This window comes from Gordonia sp. IITR100 (assembly GCF_002009645.1).
In the GTDB taxonomy this organism is placed as follows: domain Bacteria; phylum Actinomycetota; class Actinomycetes; order Mycobacteriales; family Mycobacteriaceae; genus Gordonia; species Gordonia hongkongensis.
Map to the genome: position 1 here is coordinate 130,921 of NZ_MVKV01000010.1, position 21,136 is coordinate 152,056.

The 21,136-nt window shown below is 66.5% G+C and carries 21 protein-coding genes; 7 read left to right on the plus strand and 14 right to left on the minus strand.

Going from position 1 to position 21,136, the window contains the following annotated elements:
- Window positions 1-246 precede the first annotated feature (246 nt).
- Window positions 247-1,041, plus strand: a complete 795-nt coding sequence (locus B1818_RS15185; RefSeq protein ID WP_078113198.1) for an IclR family transcriptional regulator — start codon at window positions 247-249, stop codon at window positions 1,039-1,041.
- Window positions 1,042-1,056: 15 nt separating this feature from the next.
- On the opposite strand, the gene B1818_RS15190 is transcribed toward B1818_RS15185, so the two are convergent.
- Genes B1818_RS15190 through B1818_RS15205 form a run of 4 tightly spaced genes read right to left on the minus strand, consistent with a single transcriptional unit; the run spans window position 1,057 to window position 4,924 of the window.
- Window positions 1,057-1,803: a succinate dehydrogenase/fumarate reductase iron-sulfur subunit gene (locus B1818_RS15190; protein ID WP_065632377.1), complete on the minus strand. Its 747-nt coding sequence runs from the start codon at window positions 1,801-1,803 to the stop codon at window positions 1,057-1,059.
- 1 nt (window position 1,804) lies between these two features.
- Window positions 1,805-3,751 carry a fumarate reductase/succinate dehydrogenase flavoprotein subunit gene (locus B1818_RS15195; protein WP_078113199.1) on the minus strand — a complete coding sequence of 649 codons (1,947 nt, stop codon included), beginning with the start codon at window positions 3,749-3,751 and terminating at the stop codon, window positions 1,805-1,807.
- Window positions 3,752-3,809: 58 nt separating this feature from the next.
- Window positions 3,810-4,634 carry a hypothetical protein gene (locus tag B1818_RS15200; protein ID WP_078113200.1) on the minus strand — a complete coding sequence of 275 codons (825 nt, stop codon included), beginning with the start codon at window positions 4,632-4,634 and terminating at the stop codon, window positions 3,810-3,812.
- The gene (locus tag B1818_RS15205; protein ID WP_078113201.1) at window positions 4,631-4,924 is read right to left on the minus strand and encodes a hypothetical protein; all 294 of its coding nucleotides are present in this window, start codon (window positions 4,922-4,924) and stop codon (window positions 4,631-4,633) included. The genes B1818_RS15200 and B1818_RS15205 overlap by 4 nt, the downstream gene beginning before the upstream one ends.
- 106 nt (window positions 4,925-5,030) lie before the next feature.
- On the opposite strand from B1818_RS15205, the gene B1818_RS15210 reads away from it, so the two are divergent.
- Window positions 5,031-5,705 carry a DUF1345 domain-containing protein gene (locus B1818_RS15210; protein WP_078113202.1) on the plus strand — a complete coding sequence of 225 codons (675 nt, stop codon included), beginning with the start codon at window positions 5,031-5,033 and terminating at the stop codon, window positions 5,703-5,705.
- 86 nt (window positions 5,706-5,791) lie between these two features.
- Window positions 5,792-6,559 carry a pirin family protein gene (locus B1818_RS15215; protein ID WP_078113203.1) on the plus strand — a complete coding sequence of 256 codons (768 nt, stop codon included), beginning with the start codon at window positions 5,792-5,794 and terminating at the stop codon, window positions 6,557-6,559.
- 81 nt (window positions 6,560-6,640) lie between these two features.
- Here B1818_RS15215 and B1818_RS15220 read toward each other — a convergent pair whose 3' ends face one another.
- Window positions 6,641-7,240 (minus strand): TetR/AcrR family transcriptional regulator, encoded by a 600-nt coding sequence (locus B1818_RS15220; RefSeq protein ID WP_078113204.1) that lies wholly within the window; start codon window positions 7,238-7,240, stop codon window positions 6,641-6,643.
- Between the two features lie 84 nt (window positions 7,241-7,324).
- On the opposite strand from B1818_RS15220, the gene B1818_RS15225 reads away from it, so the two are divergent.
- Together B1818_RS15225 and aqpZ are read left to right on the plus strand one after the other, a co-directional pair.
- Window positions 7,325-8,191, plus strand: a complete 867-nt coding sequence (locus B1818_RS15225; protein ID WP_078113205.1) for an alpha/beta fold hydrolase — start codon at window positions 7,325-7,327, stop codon at window positions 8,189-8,191.
- Window positions 8,192-8,339: 148 nt separating this feature from the next.
- A complete protein-coding gene (gene aqpZ, locus B1818_RS15230) occupies window positions 8,340-9,119 on the plus strand; it encodes an aquaporin Z (protein ID WP_078113206.1) in 780 nt (259 codons plus the stop codon).
- A gap of 330 nt (window positions 9,120-9,449) precedes the next feature.
- On the opposite strand, the gene B1818_RS15235 is transcribed toward aqpZ, so the two are convergent.
- Genes B1818_RS15235 through B1818_RS15270 form a run of 8 tightly spaced genes read right to left on the minus strand, consistent with a single transcriptional unit; the run spans window position 9,450 to window position 18,211 of the window.
- Window positions 9,450-10,451 (minus strand): 2-hydroxyacid dehydrogenase, encoded by a 1,002-nt coding sequence (locus B1818_RS15235; RefSeq protein ID WP_078113207.1) that lies wholly within the window; start codon window positions 10,449-10,451, stop codon window positions 9,450-9,452.
- Window positions 10,452-10,455: 4 nt separating this feature from the next.
- A complete protein-coding gene (locus tag B1818_RS15240) occupies window positions 10,456-11,808 on the minus strand; it encodes an enolase C-terminal domain-like protein (protein ID WP_078113208.1) in 1,353 nt (450 codons plus the stop codon).
- 20 nt (window positions 11,809-11,828) lie between these two features.
- Window positions 11,829-12,548 carry a sulfite exporter TauE/SafE family protein gene (locus tag B1818_RS15245; RefSeq protein ID WP_078113209.1) on the minus strand — a complete coding sequence of 240 codons (720 nt, stop codon included), beginning with the start codon at window positions 12,546-12,548 and terminating at the stop codon, window positions 11,829-11,831.
- A 31-nt stretch (window positions 12,549-12,579) separates the two neighbouring features.
- Entirely contained in the window at window positions 12,580-13,656 is a 1,077-nt protein-coding gene (locus B1818_RS15250; RefSeq protein WP_078113210.1) for an ABC transporter ATP-binding protein, read from the minus strand.
- Window positions 13,649-14,668 carry an ABC transporter ATP-binding protein gene (locus B1818_RS15255; protein WP_058251804.1) on the minus strand — a complete coding sequence of 340 codons (1,020 nt, stop codon included), beginning with the start codon at window positions 14,666-14,668 and terminating at the stop codon, window positions 13,649-13,651. Before B1818_RS15255 ends, B1818_RS15250 begins: the two co-directional genes overlap by 8 nt.
- Complete coding sequence (locus B1818_RS15260) at window positions 14,665-15,663, minus strand: ABC transporter permease (RefSeq protein ID WP_058251803.1); 999 nt, start codon at window positions 15,661-15,663, stop codon at window positions 14,665-14,667. Before B1818_RS15260 ends, B1818_RS15255 begins: the two co-directional genes overlap by 4 nt.
- 29 nt (window positions 15,664-15,692) lie before the next feature.
- Window positions 15,693-16,619: an ABC transporter permease gene (locus B1818_RS15265; protein ID WP_058251802.1), complete on the minus strand. Its 927-nt coding sequence runs from the start codon at window positions 16,617-16,619 to the stop codon at window positions 15,693-15,695.
- Window positions 16,620-16,636: 17 nt separating this feature from the next.
- Complete coding sequence (locus B1818_RS15270) at window positions 16,637-18,211, minus strand: ABC transporter substrate-binding protein (RefSeq protein WP_058251801.1); 1,575 nt, start codon at window positions 18,209-18,211, stop codon at window positions 16,637-16,639.
- Window positions 18,212-18,581: 370 nt separating this feature from the next.
- Between B1818_RS15270 and B1818_RS15275 the strand changes: the two genes are divergently transcribed.
- Both B1818_RS15275 and B1818_RS15280 read left to right on the plus strand, forming a co-directional pair.
- The gene (locus tag B1818_RS15275) at window positions 18,582-19,622 is read left to right on the plus strand and encodes a 2-hydroxyacid dehydrogenase (RefSeq protein ID WP_058251800.1); all 1,041 of its coding nucleotides are present in this window, start codon (window positions 18,582-18,584) and stop codon (window positions 19,620-19,622) included.
- Window positions 19,622-20,017 (plus strand): universal stress protein, encoded by a 396-nt coding sequence (locus B1818_RS15280; RefSeq protein ID WP_058251799.1) that lies wholly within the window; start codon window positions 19,622-19,624, stop codon window positions 20,015-20,017. The genes B1818_RS15275 and B1818_RS15280 overlap by 1 nt, the downstream gene beginning before the upstream one ends.
- A gap of 139 nt (window positions 20,018-20,156) precedes the next feature.
- Here the strand turns inward: B1818_RS15280 and B1818_RS15285 are convergent, their stop codons facing one another.
- A complete protein-coding gene (locus tag B1818_RS15285) occupies window positions 20,157-21,050 on the minus strand; it encodes a LysR substrate-binding domain-containing protein (protein ID WP_058251798.1) in 894 nt (297 codons plus the stop codon).
- Between the last annotated feature and the right edge of the window lie 86 nt (window positions 21,051-21,136).

Sequence of the window (21,136 nt, forward strand, 5' to 3'; positions counted from 1 at the left end):
GAGCGTCGGGAGAATTCGTGTCATTTACAAGGACCTCCGAGCCTTGACTCGGTGTCCGGAATCCGGATAGCGTGTGCGCCATACGGAACGATTGCACGGCTAAGTATTTGTGTCAACCATCACATCATGGTCCACATGTGTCTCATGGCTCGGAAGAGTCGTTCCGACCAGGAACCCAGATGCGATACCCGCCACCACTAGAACCGAATTGATCAGTCCCACATAATCATTCGCGAGGAGATCAGCATGACAACACAGCGCGACCGGTCGGCCGAGATCGACCCGAAGAATCACATCGCATCCATCATCAAGGCGGTCGATGTCCTCGAGGCCTTCAAAGGTGACCGTGCCGAGCTGTCGCTGGCGGATCTGATGAAGAAGTGCGGGTACAGCCGAACGACGATGTATCGAATCCTCAGCACCCTGGAAGTCGCTGGCTGGATCGAACGAACCCGATCCGCGGATTACCGACTCACCCTCCGCGTCTTCGAACTCGCATCGGCGGTCCTGGGCAGCTTCGACCTACGAACCGAGGCCAGCCATGTGATGTCGGAACTGGCGGCGCGGTTCGACGAGCACGTGTACCTCCTCGTCCCGGATGGTGCCCGTGCCGTGTGCCTCGACATGATCGAGAGCAGCCAGCCGATCCGGGTGATGGTCCTGACCGTCGGCCGGTCGCTGCCGCTGTACCTGGGCGGGGCACCCGTCGCGATGCTGGCCGAACTCGAGGACACCGCCCTACCCCAGGTGCTGGACTCAGGTCCGATGTTCACGCCGGCCGGTGACGAGATCACCGAGGAGGAACTGCGCGACCGGCTCGACGAGACCCGCCGGCGGGGCTACTCGATCAGCGTCGGGGACGTGACGCCCGGTGTCGCCGCCCTGGGTGCCTGCATCCGCGACCGAAAAGGAAATGTGGTCGCGGCGTTGAGTATCGGCGGACTTTCCGCGGACATGTCGGACGAGCGTCAGGACGAGATGGCCGCCGCCCTCATGGAGGGTGCGCTCACCGTTTCGCGCCGCCTGGGGTACGCCGGCTGATCGTGACAGTGTCCGTCACCGTCGGAAGAGCTTGTTGCCCAACCACACCAGCGGGTCGTAGGTGCGGTCGACGACTCGCTCCTTCATGGGGATCAACGCGTTGTCGGTGATCTTGATCTGCTCGGGACAGACGTCGGTACAGCACTTGGTGATGTTGCAGAGGCCCAGTCCGTGCTCGGTGCGCGCCGAGTCGCGGCGTTCGGCCACGTCCAGGGGGTGCATGTCGAGTTCGGCGACGCGCATCAGGAAACGCGGCCCGGAGAAGTTCTGTTTGTTGTCCTCGTGATCGCGCACGACATGGCAGGTGTCCTGGCACAGGAAGCACTCGATGCACTTGCGGAACTCCTGCGAACGCTGCACGTCGACCTGCTTCATCCGGTACTCCCCCGGCGCCAGGCCAGGCGGCGGTGTGAACGATTGCACTTCACGGGCTTTGGCGTAGTTGAACGAGACATCGGTGACCAGGTCGCGGATCACCGGGAACGTGCGCATCGGGGTCACCGTCACGACCTCGTCCTCGGTGAACGTCGACATCCTGGTCATGCACAGCAGTTTGGGACGCCCGTTCACCTCCGCCGAACACGATCCGCACTTACCCGCCTTGCAGTTCCAGCGCACCGCGAGATCCGGGGCCTGCGTCGCCTGTAGGCGGTGGATGATGTCCAGCACCACCTCGCCCTCGTTGACGGTCACCGTGTAGTCCTCGAGACCGCCGGCGTCGGTGTCGCCGCGCCAGATCCGGAACTTCGCGTCGTATCCCATGTCAGTCCTCCGAATGCCCCTCGGCTCGCTCGCCACCGGCGCCGGGATGACCGGCTATCTCGGCCGCCGTGTAGTACTTCTCGATCTCGGGGAACTCGAACAGCTCCAGGAGGTCCGGCCGCATCGGCGTCTGTTCCGTACGCACGACGCTGACCTCCGGCACCGCGGCGTCGTCCCCGTCGAGGTCCGCGGTGCACACCAGCAGCGCATTGCGCCAGTTCGAGTCCATGGACGGATGGTCGTCGCGGGTGTGACCACCGCGGCTCTCGGTGCGCATGAGTGCGGCCTTCGCGACGCACTCGCAGACCAGCAGCATGTTGCGTAGGTCGACTGCGAGATGCCAGCCCGGATTGAACTGACGATGTCCCTCGACCTGCATGCCGCCCAGGCGCTTTCGCAGGTCCGCGAGCACGCCGATCGCCTCCTGCATCTCGTCCTCTTTCCGGATGATCCCGACCAGATCGTTCATGGCCTGCTGGAGGTCGGTGTGCAGGGTGTAGGGGTTCTCCGGTTTGCCCTCGGCCGGCGAATCGAAGGGCGCCAGCACGGACGCCGCCGCCCGGTCGATGTCCTCGGCGGAGACCGCGGGACGGGTCGCCAGCGATTCGACGTACGCCGCCGCCCCGAGGCCGGCACGACGCCCGAAGACCAGCAGGTCCGACAACGAGTTGCCGCCCAACCGGTTCGAACCGTGCATCCCGCCGGAACACTCGCCGGCCGCGAACAGGCCCGGAACCCGTGACGCGGCCGTGTCCGGATCCACCTCGATCCCGCCCATCACGTAGTGACAGGTCGGCCCCACCTCCATCGGTTCGGCGGTGATGTCGACGTCGGCGAGTTCCTTGAACTGGTGGTGCATCGACGGCAGCCTGCGCATGATCTCCTCGGCGGGCATGCGGGACGCGATGTCGAGGTAGACGCCGCCGTGCTCGGTGCCGCGTCCGGCCTTGACCTCCTCGTTGATCGCCCGCGCGACCTCATCCCGCGGCAGCAGGTCCGGTGTTCGCCGGGCGCTGTCGTTGTCCGCCAGCCATTTGTCGGCTTCCTCTTCGGTCTCGGCGTACTGACCTTTGAAGACCGGTGGGATGTAATCGAACATGAAGCGCTTGCCCTCGGTGTTCTTGAGAACTCCACCGTCGCCGCGAACGCCCTCGGTCACGAGGATGCCCTTGACGCTGGGCGGCCACACCATCCCGGTCGGATGGAACTGGACGAACTCCATGTTGATCAGGCTCGCGCCGGCTCGCAGTGCCAAAGCGTGCCCGTCGCCGGTGTATTCCCACGAATTCGACGTCACCTTGAACGACTTGCCGATCCCGCCGGTGGCGACGACCACCGCGGGCGCCTCGAACACGATGAAGCGGCCGGACTCGCGCCAATACCCGAACGCACCGGCGATCGCGTCGCCGTCCTTCAGCAGTTCGGTGATCGTGCATTCGGCGAACACCTTGATGCGCGACTCGTAGTCACCGGTGGCGGCGTAGTCCTCCTGCTGCAGCGAGACGATCTTCTGTTGCATCGTCCGGATGAGCTCCAGCCCGGTGCGGTCGCCGACATGAGCGAGTCGAGGATAGGTGTGGCCGCCGAAGTTGCGCTGCGAAATCCGCCCGTCCGCGGTTCGATCGAACAGGGCGCCATAGGTTTCGAGTTCCCAGACGCGATCCGGGGCCTCCTTGGCGTGCAACTCGGCCATGCGCCAGTTGTTCAGGAACTTGCCGCCCCGCATCGTGTCCTGGAAGTGCGTCTGCCAGTTGTCTTTCGAGTTGGCGTTGCCCATCGAGGCGGCACATCCGCCTTCGGCCATGACCGTGTGGGCCTTGCCGAACAGCGACTTGCACACCACGGCCACCGAGTAGCCGCGCTCGCGGGCCTCGATGACCGCCCGCAACCCGGCACCGCCCGCACCGATGACAACGACGTCGTACTCGTAGCGTTCCGGCTCGGTCATCTATCGGGACTCCCAACGTTGAGAACGGCTGCACCACAGGCGTTGTGTTGTCACTCGGTCAACCCACGAACCTCAGGTCCGAGATGGTGTTGCTGGCGACCAGCATGATGTAGAAGTCGGTGAGCACCAAAGTCCCGAGCGTGATCCAGGCGAATTGCATATGCCGGGTGTTGAGCTTGGACACCTGACTCCAGACCCAGTACCGCACCGGATGTTTCGAGAAGTGCTTGAGCCGACCGCCGGTCACGTGGCGACACGAGTGGCACGACACCGTGTAGGTCCACAGCAGGAGCACGTTCACGACGAGGATGACGTTGCCCAGCCCGAAGCCGAAACCGCCGCCTTCACCGTGGAAGGCGACAATCGCGTCGTAGGTGTTGATCACCGAGATGATCACGGCCACGTAGAAGAAGTACCGGTGCGAATTCTGGATGATGAGCGGCAGTCGCGTCTCGCCGGTGTAACGACTGTGGGGTTCGGCGACGGCGCAGGCAGGCGGCGACAGCCAGACCGACCGGTAATAGGCCTTGCGGTAGTAGTAGCAGGTCAGTCGGAACCCGAGCAGGAACGGCAGGGAGAGGAAAGCCAGCGGAATCCACATCGGGAGTTCGGGGAAGGGGGTACCGAAATGACTCGCCCCGGGCACGCACGACTCGCTGAGGCACGGCGAATAGAACGGCGAGAGGTAGTGATAGTCCGCGGCGTAATAGGCGGTGCGCACGAAAGACCGGATCGTCGCGTAGATGACGAAGGCCGCGAGACCCACGACTGTCAGCAGCGGCGACAGCCACCACCTGTCCTGGCGGAGAGTTCGGGCCAGGATTCGCGCGCGGCCCGGAGAGAAGACCCCGACTGTGTCCCGCTCAGTCGCGGGGGCGCTCACTTCGTGCGCTCACGCGAATGAAAGCCCAGCCCTTCGTCTTGCGCACCCAGCCAGGCCGACTCGTCCGACTTGCAGTCAGGCACATAGATAACCTGGTCTCGCCCGACTTTCGTCTGCAGCAGCGGTGGCGGTGCGTGCTCGAAGTCGTGAAGGTCGATCTCCAGCCGATCCAGATCGTTGGACATTCGCCGAACCGCGTCTACATCGCCGTACTGCGTCTGCAGCGTGGTCATGTGATGCCGTAGCGCACCTATACTCCGATGCAGCTCCTTCATCTCGGTCGGTATCATGGCACATCCCTTCCTGCCTATGTGATGAAGAACACAGTACCGGCCGGGCCCGCTGAGTCAACGATGTTGGCGGAACGTGTCGGCTCCCCCGACCGGAGGCCGCCAAATGAACGACGACGACCACGTTCCCGCGCAGAACCTGCCCCGAGCTGAGCAGCGTTGGACCGCATCGGCGTTCGTACTGGTCGCGATGGCGATCCCGTTCCTCTTGCCCGCGCGTTACGCCGCCGGTACCGCTTGGCTGCTACCCGCGATCGAGGGGCTGGTCCTGCTGACACTGATCGTGGTCGACCCCGGTCGCATCGACCGGCCCGGCCGGTGGGTCCGCAGCCTCTCCGTGGGGCTGGTCGTCGCCATCGCCGCAGGTGCGGCGTGGGGAGCGGGACGACTCGTGTGGGACCTGCTGCACGGAGATCCGCAGACCGCGGCGGCGAACCAGTTGCTGGTCGCCGGGGCTCTCGTCTGGCTGCAGACCGTCATCGCGTTCTCATTCCTCTACTGGGAGCTCGACGGCGGCGGTCCGGTGAACCGGCACCTGCGTCCGGCCGCATACCCGGACCTCGCCTTTCCGCAACACCTCGAGCCACGGCTGGCACCATCGGGATGGCGGCCGGTGTTCTTCGACTACCTCTATCTGGCCCTGACCAACGCGACTGCCTTCAGCCCCACCGACGTGATGCCGCTGTCGCGTCGTGCGAAGCTGGCGATGGCGTCACAGTCGCTGTTGTCGATCGTCATCCTCAGCCTGGTGGTGGCCAACGCGGTCAACCTCCTCGATTGACGACCGCGGCACGCTCGCACACCGGAATAGGGTCGGCGACATGACGGTTGTGCCGGCGGGGTCCGGAGGACCAGATCGGAGTCACGATGAGCGAGCCATCTATCGGAACCGTGCCGTCGCGGCAGGTCATCCCGGGTACCGAGCGGCACATCTTCCGAAGCGAGTGGCTCGATTCCCGCCAGTCCTTCCCCGCCACGGGCAACTTCGATCTCGCGGCGAACGCCCACGGAGTCCTGCTGGTGCACAACGACGATCGCGTCGACGCCGGTGAAGGTTTCGACGCCCACTTCCACCGGGACGCCGAAATCGTCACGTGGGTACTCGAAGGTGCTGTCACTCATCGTGATTCGTTCGGCAACACCGGCGTGATCACGCCGGGCGTCGCGCAGCGGATGAGCGCGGGCCGCGGGATCACCCACACTGAGGCGAATGCTTCACGGCGCAGCGAGAACCGGGACCTGCGCGTCGTGCAGATGTGGGTGGCGCCCGAGCACGGCGGAGGTGAACCCGGCTACGCCGAACGCGACTTCAGCGCCGATCTCGCGACCGGCGGGCTGGTCACGGTGGTCTCCGGCAGGCCCGAACACGCGGGCACAGATGCGATCTCGATCGGCAACCCGTTCGCGGCACTGCACGTGGCCCGGATCGGTTTCGGGCAGTCGGTCACTCTTCCCCCGGCACCGTATGGACATCTCTACGTGGCGCGAGGCGGTGTCGAGTTGGACGACGGCATGCGACTCGTCGAGGGTGATGCGCTGCGCACCATCGATGAGGGCGCGGTCAGTGTCACCGCGACGTCCGAGGCCGAGATCCTGTTCTGGGAGATGCACACGACGTTCAACCGTGACCTCTGACCACCCGTCGGGCCGAACTGGACGCGGAAAGGGAACGCGATGTTCGTTCCCTGAGATGACACGGCGACTGCGAATGCGCAATCACCGGACGATGGCGCCCCGAAGGTACTGGTCCAGAATGCGCCGGATGTCGACTGCCGGGTTGATGGCGGTGCGGTAGAACACCAGTGAATCCGTGATCGCGAGCAGATCTTCGACCTCGACGCCCGTATTCGGCAGGCCGGCACCGGCGAGCGAACGCATCGCCACCAGTCGTGCCACGTCCTCGACGTCGGACCGACCGGTCAACCTTCGGCGAATGGCCGGCAGATCGTCGAGCTCGAGGATGAGCGCGTAACGGGCGCGCATGTCGTCGTGTCTGGCAGCGAGGGTGTCGACCAGTTCCGACAGCGATCCGGCCAGTTCGTCGACCGGAACCCGTCCGTCGTGGTCAACCCCTTCACCCGTCATCACCAATGCCTCGGTGTCGATCCGGGTACGGGCCGCCAGTGCGTCGACGATGAGCTCGATCAGCGCGATCCGGGTCCTCGCATGGTAGGAGGTCGACCCCAGCGGCAACCGCGCCTCCCGATCGACAGCCCGATGGGTGAGTGCGCGGACACCGTCGCGGGCGATGATTCGGATGCCGGCATCGGCGATGACATCCCGACGCCCGCCTCCACTGGTCGAATCCGCAGACATGCGCGAGATACTACAGATGTAGCGGATCGTCCCGTAGTCTCTACATGTGTAGAGCCCGATGCATCGCGGTGGACGGAGACGCCAGTGGAAATCGATTTCGTACCCGACCCAACGCTGTATCCCTTCGAGTCACGATGGTTCGAATCGTCGGTCGGACGGCTTCATTACATCGACGAAGGCGTCGGGCGAGCTGTCCTGATGTGTCACGGGTCCCCCACCTGGAGCTTTCTCTATCGGCACATCGTGACCGGGCTGCGCGATCGTTTTCGCTGCGTCGCCCTGGACCTCCCCGGCTTCGGGCTGTCCACTCGCCCCGACGGGTTCGGCTACACCATCGCCGAGCTGACAGTTGTCCTCGGCGAGCTGATCGACCACCTCGCCTTGGACGACTTCGTCCTGGTGGGTCACGACTGGGGTGGACCCATCGGACTCGGTGCGGCAGTCCCCCGCGCCGAACGCGTGGGCGGGATCGTTCTCGCGAACACTGCATTCTGGCCGATCGATCCGCTACCGAATCGATTGTTCAGCGCGGTCATGAGCAGTCGTCCGTTGCGACAGTGCATCCTCGAACAGAATCTGCTCGTCGAAGGCGTACTGCTCGGCAGGTTCGGGCCGACCTTGACCAACGCGGAGGGCGAGCACTATCGCCGGGTGCAACCGAGTCCCGACGCCCGGTATGGACTCTCGGTCATGCCCGGCGAGATCCGCTCGGCGAGACCACTCCTCGAGCAGTTGGCCGCGGATGTCCCACTCCGTCTGGGCGATAGGCCGGCACTCGCCGTATGGGGGATGGGGGACATCGTTTTCCGGCCGCGACACTGCCTCCCGAAGATTCGCGCGGCCTTCTCCGACCTGGAGGTCGTCGAGCTCCCGGACGCCAAGCACTTCGTGTCCGAAGACGCTCCCGAGACGATGAGCGCGGCAATCGCCGCGCGATTCCGCGATCGGTGACGAGCTTCGGCGACCGTTTCTTCGTTGAACTGCACAGGATTTGCCATAACGCTGCCGGTTTCCGGCGGCACGGCTACTGTGTGAGCCACTCGAAGGGCGAGGTACTGTGCGCGCCTCGCCGGCCAGGTCACCGAGCGAAAGGACGTTCATGCCTTCCCCGTCGCCCGCAGCACGACTCGCGGCTGAGTTCTTCGGAACATTCTGGTTGGTCTTCGGCGGATGCGGCAGCGCGATCTACGCCGCCAAGCAGATCGCCCAGTCCGAGGACGGCCAGGACACCTTCCAGGTCGGAATCGGGTTCCTCGGTGTCTCTCTGGCTTTCGGTCTCACCGTCGTGACGATGGCCTACGCGGTGGGGCACGTCTCCGGCGCACACTTCAATCCCGCGATTACGCTGGGCGCCGCCGTCAGCGGCCGGCTCTCCTGGAAAGAGCTGCCCACCTATTGGGTGGCGCAGGTCGTGGGTGGCCTGTTGGCCGGCCTCATGCTGTTCCTCATCGCCAAGGGCCAACCCGGGTTCGAGGCCGAGGGCAACATGGCCGCCAACGGGTTCGGCGAACACTCCCCCAGCAACTACTCGCTCACCGCGGTCCTCATCGCGGAGATCCTGCTGACGGCGTTCTTCCTCATCGTGGTCCTCGGCGCGACCGACCGACGCGCTCCCGCGGGCTTCGGCCCGCTGGCCATCGGCCTGTGCCTCACGCTCATCCACCTGATCTCGATCCCGATCAGCAACACGTCGGTCAACCCGGCGCGTTCGACGGCGGTCGCCTTCTTCAACGGCAACGGCGCACCCGGTCAGTTGTGGGCCTTCTGGCTGGCGCCGCTGATCGGCGGACTGATCGGCGGTCTCCTCTACCCGCTGCTGTTCCAGAACGGGAAGCGCGCGGCAGCCGAACCAACACGGACCGAGACCGCCGACGCCTGATCGTGGCGATGGGCCGGTTCGAGGACGCCCCTGCCGTGCGACTGATGAACCCGAATGCTCGGAGCGGGCCCAACTACTGCTCCCTGAGGAGGCCGGAGCTTGCGGAGGCCGTCACGAAGGGGGCTGGTGAGTCGGGTTGCGAAGACCCTTCGTGACGCGCCTCCTGCAAGCTCCGGGCGCTCCTCAGGGAGCAGGGGGCAGGGCGTCCTTTCAGATCAGGGAGCAGGGGCCGGTCGTCGACCTCGACGCGCTCCTTCGTCGCTCGCTCGGCCCGGCGGCTTGCGCTCCGCACACCTCAGGGAGCGAAGGGAGGCCCAGTAGGCCCTCGATTCAGGACGGCGCGACCACCCGCAGGGCCTCTCGCCCCGAGTGCAGCCGGGAGATGTTGTCGGTGATGTCGCGCACCCGCCCGACGAACGTGTCACGGGTGACGCCCGAGATGTGCGGGGTCATCAGCACGTTGGGCAGTTCGCCGAACGGCAGGCCCGACGGGTCCGCTCGATCGCTGCCCGTCGGATAGCGATACCAGACGTCGAGCGCTGCTCCGCCGACCAACCCGTCCCGGAGGGACTCGTACAGATCCTCCTCGACGACGAGCGGGCCGCGGCCCACATTGACCAGCACACCCCCGGGCCCGAGCCGCCGCAGGTGGCCGGCGTCGATCATCCCGGTGGTACTCGCTGTCAGCGGCGCGGAGACCACCACGACATCGGATTCGTCCATTAGACGATCGAGATCAATGGTGTCGCCGTACCATTCGAGCCCGGTATCGTCGGCGACCCGGCCGGACCCGGTCACCGCACAGGCCCGTGCGCCGAAGGCACCCATCAGGTCCGCGGTTCGTCGACCGATGTGGCCGAAACCCACGTAGCCGATCATCGCGCCACGCAGAGTCCGCGGCTGTTCCACCCCGTCGCGGTACACCGCCGAGGCCCACAACCCTTGGCGTAGCGCGGCGTCCTGGCCGAGGAGACCTCGGCGCACCGTGACCACCGCGGCGGCGATGTACTCGGCGATCGAATCCTCGTGGTGAAAGGTGTTGGCCACCTCGGTGTTCGCCGCGAGGTCACCGAAACTGACCTTGTCGGTGCCGGCGCCACCGGTCAGCACCAGCCGCAGACCGGATCCCGCGCGAGCCATCGCCGGGGTCACCCTACCGCCGACGTAGACGTCGGCGTCGGCCAGATCGGCCACGAGCGCGGCCTCGTCGAAGGCCGCGTGCCAGGACGTGTCCACACCCGCGGGCAACAGGCTCTCGAACAACTCGCGGTGCGGCACGAAGTTCCGTTCACCCACCACGACTTTCAGGTCGTCGCCGCGCGTTTCCGCCACGACCTCAGCTCCGCACGAGCGCGGGTCGTTTGCTGTCGAAGGTCCAGTCCGGGATGAGGAACTGCATTCCGATCGCGTCGTCCCGCGCCCCGAGCCCTTCGGAGCGGTACAGCTGATGAGCGGCTTCCACCTGCTCCATGTCGAGTTCGACGCCGAGACCCGGCCGGTCGGGAACCGTGAGGTGACCGTCGACGATCTCGTACGGCTCGGTGGTGAGGCGTTGTCCGTCCTGCCAGATCCAGTGGGTGTCGATCGCGGTGATCTCGCCCGGCGCGGCGGCCGCGACGTGCGTGAACATGGCCAGTGACACGTCGAAGTGGTTGTTGGAGTGCGATCCCCAGGTGAGCCCCCAGGCATCACACAGCTGCGCGACGCGCACCGAGCCGGCCATGGTCCAGAAGTGCGGATCGGCCAGCGGGATGTCGACCGCATTCGTGCGGATCGTGTGCCCCAACTCGCGCCAGTCGGTCGCGATCATGTTGGTCGCGGTCGGCAGTCCGGTCGCACGCTTGAATTCGGCCATCACCTCACGGCCCGAGAACCGACCCTCCGGTCCCACCGGGTCCTCGGCGTAGGCGACCACATCGCGCAAGCGTCCGCCGATCCGGATCGCCTCCTCGAGCAACCAGCCGCCGTTGGGATCGAGCGTCACCCGGGCCGTCGGGAAGCGTTCGGCCAGCGCGGTGACGACGTCGGCCTCCTCGTCGGGCGACAACACTCCGCCCTTCAGCTTGAAATCGGCGAAGCCGTACCGCTTCTGGGCCGCCTCGGCGAGCGCGACCACGCCGTCGGCATCGAGGGCCTCCTGATGGCGTAAGCGCATCCAGTCGTCGGTCTCACCGGCACCGTCGGCGTAGTCCAGCGTTGTCCTGGTGCGATCCCCCACGAAGAAGAGGTAGCCGAGCGCGGCAACCCGATCGCGTTGCTGTCCCTCGCCGAGCAGCGCCGCCACCGGCACACGGAGGTGCTGGCCGAGGAGATCCAACAGTGCCGATTCGACGGCGGTGACCGCGTGGATCGTGATGCGCTGATCAAAGGTCTGGTCGCCTCGGCCACCACGGTCACGATCGGCGAACGTACGCCGGATGTCTTGCAGGACCGCGTTGTACTCGCCGATACCGCGACCTTCGACGATCGGTCGCGCATCGTCGAGCGTGGTGCGGATCGGTTCGCCGCCCGGGACCTCACCGACCCCCTGGTTGCCTTCGGAGTCGGTCAGCACGACCAGGTTCCGCGTGAAGAACGGGGCGTGTGCGCCGGACAGGTTGAGCAGCATGCTGTCTCGTCCCGCGACGGGGATCACCCGCATCTCGGTGACCACCGGGGTCGTCGTGGACGTCGATGTGGCTGTCGTCATGGTGATTCCTTTCAGAAGTGTCAGAAGAAGATCTGCTGGCCGATGAGCAGTGCCGCGCCGACGGCCGACACCGTGATCGACACGGTGCGGAGCCGATCTCGGTCGAGTACCCGGTTGACGGCGCGGGAGGCGATGAAGCCGAGGACGACGACCGGTGTCAGGGCGAGGAACGCCCAGAGGATCTCGGCGCTCACGCTGCCGGTCGCGGCGAGCGCTGCCATCGACATCAGGCTGCCGACGAGGAAGAACGCACTCATGTTGCTACGCACGTGCGCGTTCTCCTCGCCGGAGTACACCAGCGCCATCGGGGGGCCGCCGATCGACGTGGCCGTGCCGAGCAATCCGGAGGCCGCGCCCGCGGTGGCCAGGTTGCGGCGTACCGGTGCCGGCCGCCAGCCGACGGAGGCGATCACGACGCCGCCGAGCACGACCGCCGCCAACAGCAGTGACAGACCGCGGGTGGGCAACCAGACCAGCAGCAGGGCGCCGGCGACGGTCCCGGGGACCCGACCGGCCAGAGCCCACCCGGTACCGCGGAAGTCCAGGCTTCCCCGCTCGCGGATCACCACCAGCAGCGTGACTGTCGTCGCTGAAGCGATCAGCATGCCGGGAAGCAGTGTCGGCGCCACCAGGGCGACCACCGGCGCGGCGAGCATGCCCATCCCGAAACCGATGGATGCCTGCATGCAGGACGCGAGGAACACGGCCACCGCGATGGTCACGCATGCCACGACGCTCACGCCAGTACGGCCTTCGTACCGCCGGGCGTGTTCACGCCGCCGACGCGGGCATGCCCAGGCCGACCCGTCCGCGGGGGTGATAGCACTCGGCGATGTGTCCGGCCTCCTGCCGATCGGTGACGGCCGGCGGCAGCGCGGCCGCGCAGACGTCGGTGGCGTGTGCGCAGCGCGTCCGGAACCGGCAGCCCGACGGTGGGTTGAGAGGCGAGGGCACCTCGCCGCTCAACAGGAATCGCTCGCGGCGGTTGTCGGCGTCGAGCGTCGGTGCCGCGGACATCAGCGCCTCGGTGTACGGGTGCGCAGGATGGTCGAACACGGCTTCGGTACTGCCTGTTTCGACGATCCGGCCCAGGTACATCACCGCGACCCGGTCGGCCACATGACGCACCACCGACAGATCGTGCGAGATGAAGATGTAGGAGATGTCGAGCTCCTGCTGGAGTTCGTTCAGCAGGTTCAGCACCTGCGCCTGTACCGAGAGGTCCAGCGCCGACACCGGCTCGTCGCAGATGATCACCTCGGGATCGAGCGCGAGCGCACGGGCGATTCCCAGGCGCTGGCGCTGACCGCCCGAGAACTCCTGCGGGCTGCGGTGTTCGTCGCTCGGCCGCAACCCGACGAGATGCAGCAGTTCACGGACGCGGGCGGCCCGGTCACGCTTGCGCGGGTACAGGTCCTTGTGGGTACGCCACGGCTCGCCGATGATCTCGGCCGCGGTCATCCGATTGTTCAGCGAGGCATACGGATCCTGAAAGACCATCTGCACCTTGCGGCGCAGGGCGAGCAGGTCCTTGCCCTTGAGCCGGTAGGGGTCGGTGCCGTCCCAGCGAACGGTGCCGGTGTCGGGCCGCTCGAGCATCATCAGCGTTCGGGCGAGAGTGGACTTGCCGCAGCCGGATTCGCCGACCAGACCGAGTGTCTCGCCGCGGCGGAGATCGAGATCGATCCCGTCGAGCGCCCGGAGTTGTTTGCGGCCGCCCTTGCCGGACACCGCGAAGGTCTTTCCGACGTCGCGTACTTCGAGGACCCGGCTCGAGTCGAGCGGGGCCGCGGCACCGCGCGCCTTGTCGAGGCCGGGCGTCTTGTCGAGGCTGGTCGTCTCAGGCATTGTCGATCTCCTCCGAGAAGTGGCAGGCAGCGGCCCGGTTGGTGCCGGTGGTCGTCAGCGTCGGCCGTTGCTGCACGCACTGCGCGCGGGCCAGCGGACACCGCGCCTGGTACACACAGCCAGTCGGGATCGAGTGCAGGTCGGGCGGCGTACCGCCGATCGACTTGAGATCGGCCCCCCGTTCGGCGCTGACGGGAACGGAATCGAGCAGTCCCTTGGTGTACGGATGCTTCGGACTGCCGAACACCTCGGCCACCGGTCCGGTCTCGACGACGTTGCCCGCGTACATGATCGCGACGCGGTCGGCCTGCTCGGCGACGAGCGCGAGGTCGTGGGTGATCAGGACGACCGCCATGTCGTGTTCGGCCCGGAGGCGCCCCAGCAGAGCCATGATCTGGGCCTGCACTGTCACGTCGAGAGCGGTGGTGGGTTCGTCGGCGAGCAGCACCTTGGGGCTCAACGCCACCGCCATCGCGATGAGCAGACGTTGCCGCATCCCACCGGAGAACTGGTGCGGGTAGGAGTCGACGCGCGACTCCGGTTCCGGGATGCCCACGTGCCGCATCAGTTCGATCGCCTCGAGGCGGGCCTTCTTCTTCGACATCCCGCGATGGATGCGGAACGGTTCGGCGAGCTGGGTCCCGACCGGGTACACCGGGTTGAGGGCGGTCAGCGCGTCCTGGAACACGATCGCGAGTTCGGTGCCGGCCATCTCGCGCCGCTTCGACGCGGGAGCGGAGACGAGGTCGACGGAGTCGAGGACGATCGATCCGTCCGAGACCGAGGCGATCGGGTCGAGCAACCCGACGAGCGCCTGTGCGGTCATCGACTTGCCACACCCGGATTCGCCGAGCAGGGCCAGGGTTTCGCCGCGGCGGGCCCGGAAGGAGACGTGGTCGACCGCCCGCACGGTACCGGTGGGCGTCCGCAGATCGACGGTCAGGTCGACGACGTCGAGTGCGACCCGGTCGTCGGTGCCGGCGTCGGGCCGGTCGAGGGCAGGAGCACTCATCGCAGCGCCTTTCGTGAGGAGAAGAACCGCTTGCGGGCGTTGGGGGTGGTCAGCCGCCACCGCTGGCCGGGATCGGTCGCGATGCGCGCCCACGCGGCCAGCATCGTGGCCGACACGGTTGTGATGACGATCGCCAGGCCCGGGAAGAACGACAGCCACCATGCGGTCTGCAGGTAGGTCCGGCCCTGCGACACCATCAGTCCCCAGCTGATGTCGGGCGGCTGGATTCCGATGCCGAGGAACGACAGGGACGACTCGGCGAGCATCACGTAACAGAAGTCGAGCGTGGCCACCGTAAGCAGCGTGGGCAGCAGGATCGGCAACACGTGCCCGCGGAGGATGGCGCCGCTACTCGCACCGAATGTCCGTGCCGCGTCGACGAACACGCGGCTCTGGAGCTCGGCCGACTCCGCGCGTGCGGTCCGCAGGTAGATCGGGATGCGGGTGATCGCCAGGACGGCGATGATGTTCGCGGCGCTCGGCGAGAACACGTACAGGATAACGACGGCGAGCAGCAGAGACGGGAAGCTCATGATGACGTCGGCGATGCGCATCGCGGTGGTCTCCCGCCAGCCGCGGTGATATCCCGCCCACATGCCGATCGCCGAGCCGACGACGCACGAGATGATCACCGCAGGAAGGGAGACCATGAGCGTGGTCTGACAGGCGACGATGAGCCGGGCAAGCATGCTGCGCCCGAGCGGGTCGGTGCCCAGGACGTTCATCCACCCGGTGTCGAGGTTGAACGGCGGGAGATTCGACTCGTCGAGATTCTGGTCGGTCGCGGCGTCGCCGACGAGCCATGGACCGAAGATCGCGGTCAGCAGGATGAACGCAAGGATACCGGCCGCGACGGTCGCGAACTTGTCACGGAACAGCAACCGCCACAGCGGCATCTGACCGGCGGGCACCTTCTTGGTGGCGACGGAGTCGCCGGTGATGTCGGTCGAGGCGACGGGACTCGTCGTGTCGACGGGATCGGTGACTATGGACATGGTGTCGGTACTCCTCTGGTCGCCGGCGACTAGACCGTGGCCTTGTCACGAACGCGGGGGTCAAGCAGGGCGAGACCGGCGTCGATGACGATGTTCAGGATGAAGATGCTGATGGCGGTGAGGAGCACCGCCGCCTGCAGGACCGCGAAGTCGCGTTGCAGGATCGAATCGATCATCAGCTTGCCGATGCCGGGCCATCCGAAGATGGCCTCGACGATGACCGCACCGTTGATCAGGCCGACCGCGAGATCGCCCGCGACGGTGAGGGCGGGTGCGGCCGCGTTGCGCAGGGCGTGATGGGTGACGATCCGCAGATCCCCGGCGCCCTTGCTGCGTGCGACCTTGACATACGGGGCCGCCAGCGCGGAGACCATGGCCCCGCGCACCACCTGGGTGAGCACGCCGAGCGGTCGGATCATCAGGGTCGCGATGGGCAGTACCCAGGCCAGGGTTCCGCCGGTGCCCGATGTCGGCAGCCAGCCGAAGACGACCGCGAAGATCCAGATCCCGGTGATCGCGAACCAGAAGTCGGGGACGCTGGCCGCGGTCATCGACAGCAGGCTCGAGAAGCGGTCGGCGAGCGAGTTCGGTCGGTAGGCCGCCCAGCAACCGATGACGATCGAGCCGAGGACGGACAGCACGAGCGTGACGAAGGCGAGCTGCAGAGTCGCCGGGAACGCTGCGAGCGCCATGCTCGCCGCCTGCTGACCGGTCTTCAGTGACTCACCGAAGTCGAGGTGGAAGACGCCGGCGAGGTAGTCGGTCATCTGTTGCCAGATCGGTTTGTCGAGCCCGTTCGCGGCGGCGAACTCGGCGCGCTGCTCCGGGGTCGCGGAGACCGGGAGGTAGAGATTGGTGGGGTCGCCGGTGAGCCGGGCCATGAAGAACACGCCGAACAAGACGATGATCAGCGGGATCAGGCTGGTGAACATCCGGCGCCGGAGGAAGGTGAGCATCGGTCATCGCCTCTGTTTCAGTCGTTCTGGGCTGGCGCGTGGGTCATCTCGGCGAGACGCATCTCGTCACCGGTGGCCGAATTGGGCCGGTAGGCAACACGATTCGCTTTCGCGAGAACTGCTTGCATGTGTGCGATATACGCGTACTGGCGGATCTCGCGCGGCTCGGTGGCCAGCACCGCGGCGAGTGCGTTCTGACGGGCCGGGCCGGTGAGGGCCTCGGCGGCGCGGATCTGTTCGTCGTAGGCGGCTGTGCCGTAAGTGCTCTGGTAGCCGTCGGACAGCATGTACTGGTCGAGGGTGAATTGGGTGTCACCGGCCTGGTTGCCGTGCATGATCATCAGCAGCACAGGCCCCGACCCGGGTACGAAAGGCCTTGTCTGATACTGCATCTGACCTGATGTGTCCATCATCTCGATCTTGACGTCCAGCCCGATCTTGCTGAGCGTGAACTGCAGGTTCTCGATGGTCTCGTTGATCTTGGGGAACTGACCGGTTCGGCCGATGAGGCGGATGGTTCGGTCGACCGGGACACCATCCGCCCGTGCTTCGTCGACCAACCCTTTCGCACGGTCGAGGTCGTACGGCGTCGGGGTGAGCTGATCGTTGTAGCCGACGATGCCTTTGCCGACCAACTGCGCTGCCGGCGTGCCGAGGCCCTGGAACAGCGCGTCGACGATGCCGGCGCGATTGACGGAGAGGTCGATGGCCTCGCGCACCCGATAGTCGTTCAGCGGGGCATCGGTGGCCTGCATCCGCAGCGCGGTCGTCTCGTTGTTGGTGTAGGCGATACCCAATTCGCCTGCGCCGTCTTCCGGCCCCAGTGACGTGGCGACGTCCGCCTCGTCGTTGGTCACCATCGCGGCACGGACGCTGCCCTCGGCGCGCCACTGGTACACGGCGCGGGTGAACTCCGGCGCATCGCCGTGATAGTTCGGATTCGCCTTGAGCGCGACCCGCTGTCCGGAATCCCAGAAGTCCACCATGTAAGGGCCGGTTCCGATCGGCACCCGCACCTTGTCGTCGGCGACGGTGGTACGCGGGACGATCTCGATGAAGGAGAGACGCAGCGGAAGGATCGGGTCGGGTGTCTCCGTGCGGACCTCGATGGTGTCGGGGTCGACCACAGTCACCTCGCGGGTGGTGTCGTCGAAGACGTAGCCGTTGACGTCACAGCCGATCGCGCCGTTGAACGTGCGGCGAATCGAGAACGCGGCATCCTCGGCGTCGAACGGCTGCCCGTTGCTGAACCGGATACCCGTGGCCGTGGTGAAGCGCCATACGTTCGGTTCGACCTGGGTCCATTCGGTCGCGAGACTCGGCTCGAGCGCACCACTGTCGGGGTTCCGTTCGATGAGCGGCTCGGTGATGTTGGACCGCACGACGACGCCGGTCGCCGTCAGCGAGGCATCGCAGGGTTCCAGCGTGGGCGGCTCTTGGGGCAGGACTATGCGCAGGGTGTCCGGGGAAGCGCTCTCGCCGGCTGTCGTGTTGGCGACGCTGCAACCACTGGCCGCGAGCGCGGCCACCGCGGACAGGACCAGCAGACACCCGGCGGGGCGCTTCCGGGATCGCAGATGTGCGATCTGCATGGGGACCTCCGATGAGAGAAAGACTGCGAGTGATCTCGCGGTGGGCTCGACCGCGTTTGTGACGGTAGACACACGCTATGAGCGTCGCGATGACGGCGTCAACAGCACAAAAGCCCAGCAAAAGGCCGTTTCGACGGGTTTTGGCTCCGTCCGGGGAGTGCCAGGCGGAGCGCGTGCGAGACCAGAAACAGCCGCTGACCTGACGGTTCTCCTGACCGACGTGCCAGACACCGAATCGACGACGCCGCATCCATACTGTTTGAGTATCGATCCATGTTATTTGCGTGTTGGACAGGTATCCGTGAGCGCTTCTAGCGTGGAGTCATCCACCGAAGGACCGGTCTGTGTCCTGCACTCCTGGAGGTCAAGCATGACGAGCAGTACGGCCGGCACCGCGACGGCAACGGAAACCATTGGACTGAAGGACCTTTCGTCGTTCCACGGCTCTGTTCTCCGCGTCGGCCCGCTGAAGCCCTCGCTCGAGGAGCGTCTCGAAGGTACCTACGGCGCCCCGCGACTGCCCGATGACCGAGAGGCGCGGAAGGCCTTCCTCGCGCGCAACGCCGACGCAGTGACCGCGGTCGTGACCTCGGGACGAACCGGGGTGGACGCCGGCTTGATGGCCGAGCTCCCGAACCTCGGCGCCATCGTCCATTTCGGCGTCGGTTACGACACCACCGACGTCACCCGTGCCGCCGAGCTCGGCATCGGCGTCAGCAACACCCCGGACGTCCTCACCGACTGCGTCGCCGACACCGCAGTCGGACTACTCCTCGACACGATGCGCGGACTCGCCGCGGCCGATCGGTTCGTCCGGGCCGGCCGCTGGCCCGTGGAAGGCAACGTTCCGCTCACCCGGAAGGTCTCCGGCACCGACGTCGGCATCCTCGGGCTGGGCCGTATCGGCTCGGCGATCGCCCACCGCCTGACCGCCTTCGGGTGCCGGATCGCCTACCACAACCGCCGTCCCATCGACGGCTCACCGTATCGCTACGCGGCGTCGCCGGCCGAGCTCGCCACCCGCGTCGACGTACTGATCGTGGCCGCCGCCGGCGGTGCCGACACGCGCCATCTCGTCAACCGGGACGTCCTCGAGTCGCTGGGCGCCGACGGCTTCCTCATCAATGTGGCGCGCGGCAGCGTCGTCGACGAGGACGCCCTCGTCGACGTGCTGCGGCGCGGCCGACTGGCCGGCGCCGGGCTCGACGTGTTCGCGCACGAGCCGGAGGTGCCCGAGGCGCTGCTGGCCATGGACAACGTCGTACTTCTCCCCCACCTCGCGAGCGGAACGGTCGAGACACGTGCCGCCATGGAGGAACTCACCCTCGCCAACCTCGAGACCTTCCTGCGTACCGGTGACCTGTCGACACCGGTCGTCGCACCGAATCACGCTCTGCGAAAGGACATCTGATGTCTGTCGTCCTCAGCTACCTACCGACACCCGAGGGGCGCGGCGCACTCCCGTTCGGCTTCGCCGAGGCCCGCATGCGCGGCACCGGCGTCGTGATCGTCGCCGATGGTGACAACGCCTCGTCGCCGGAGTTCCTGGTCGACCTGGAGAACGCGCGCGAGGTGGCTCAGGCCGGTGACGTCGACTACCGTGTCGCCGAGAACGATCCGGGCCTCTCGCACGCCGACCAACTCATCGACGCATCGTACGACGACGCAGCGGAGCTCCTGGTGATCGGCCAGCGCAGGCGTTCACCGGTCGGAAAACTGCTGACCGGCAGCGTCGTCCAGCGTGTGCTGCTCGACGCACAGTGCCCGGTGGTCGCGGTCAAACCGCCCGTGCGCGCCGCGGTCTGATCGGGCTTTTCCACCGCAACCACTGCTGGTCGAGCAGCGTCGAACGAGCGAAGCGAGTCCGCCGCGCCCGTCGAGGCCACCGAGGTGAGGTCGTCGACGAGTTCAGGTGCACAGCCGACGAACTCGATCGAGGTCGCCGTCAGATCCATTCACGTTCGGGTAGAACATCTCTCATCAACCGCGCGAGTGCCGGGTTGGTGTTGTCCGCGCGCCAGGCGACGTTCATCTGCACCGGACGATCGCGGATCGCGGTCACCTCTTTGAACACCACCCCGTCGGGATGCATCGTCATCGCCGATTCCGGCACCAGCGCCATCCCCAGCCCGGAATGCACGAGGACCAGCATCGTGTGCACCTGCGTCACGTACTGGACGTAGCGTGGCGAGGCCCCCACCGCAGTGAATGTGCTGATCAGCAGTTCGTTGAAGTAGCGCGCGTCCGTGGGCGAGTACATGATGACCGCCTGGCCGTCGAAGTCCTCGATCGCCAGGTGCTCGACGCCGGCGAACTCGTGATCGGCAGGCAGTGCCGCGACGAGCCGCTCATGATGCAGCGGACGGGAATTCACGCCCGGCCGCGAGATCGGCGGCCGCACGATACCGAGGTCGAGGTCGCCGCGGACCAAGGCCTCGACCTGGGCGACGGTCACCATCTCCCGCAGCACGAGGCGCACGTCCGGCAGTCTCTCACGGGCGGTCTGCATGAGCCGGGGCAACACCGCCCGCGCCGAGGCACCCGTGAAACCGATGTTCACGGTGCCCAGGTCGCCCGCAGGCACCCGACGCACGGTCAGGGCCGCCCCCTCGGCGAGCGCGACGATCCGCCGCGCGTCAGGCAGGAAGGCCGCCCCGGCCGCCGTCAGCGACACCGCACGACTGCTGCGCTCGATGAGCTGAACTCCGAGTTCGTGTTCGAGCTGCTGGATCTGGCGACTCAACGGCGGCTGGGTCATGTGCAACCGCTCGGCCGCTCGGCCGAAATGCAGCTCCTCGGCGACCGCGATGAAGCAGGACAGGCGCGACAGAGAGAACATCGATCCACTTTCGGCATCGTAACCCGGCAATCTGCGGGGTGGTGTGGATGACGCTAGACCACTTCTCGGCTGTCGGTCGAGGGTTC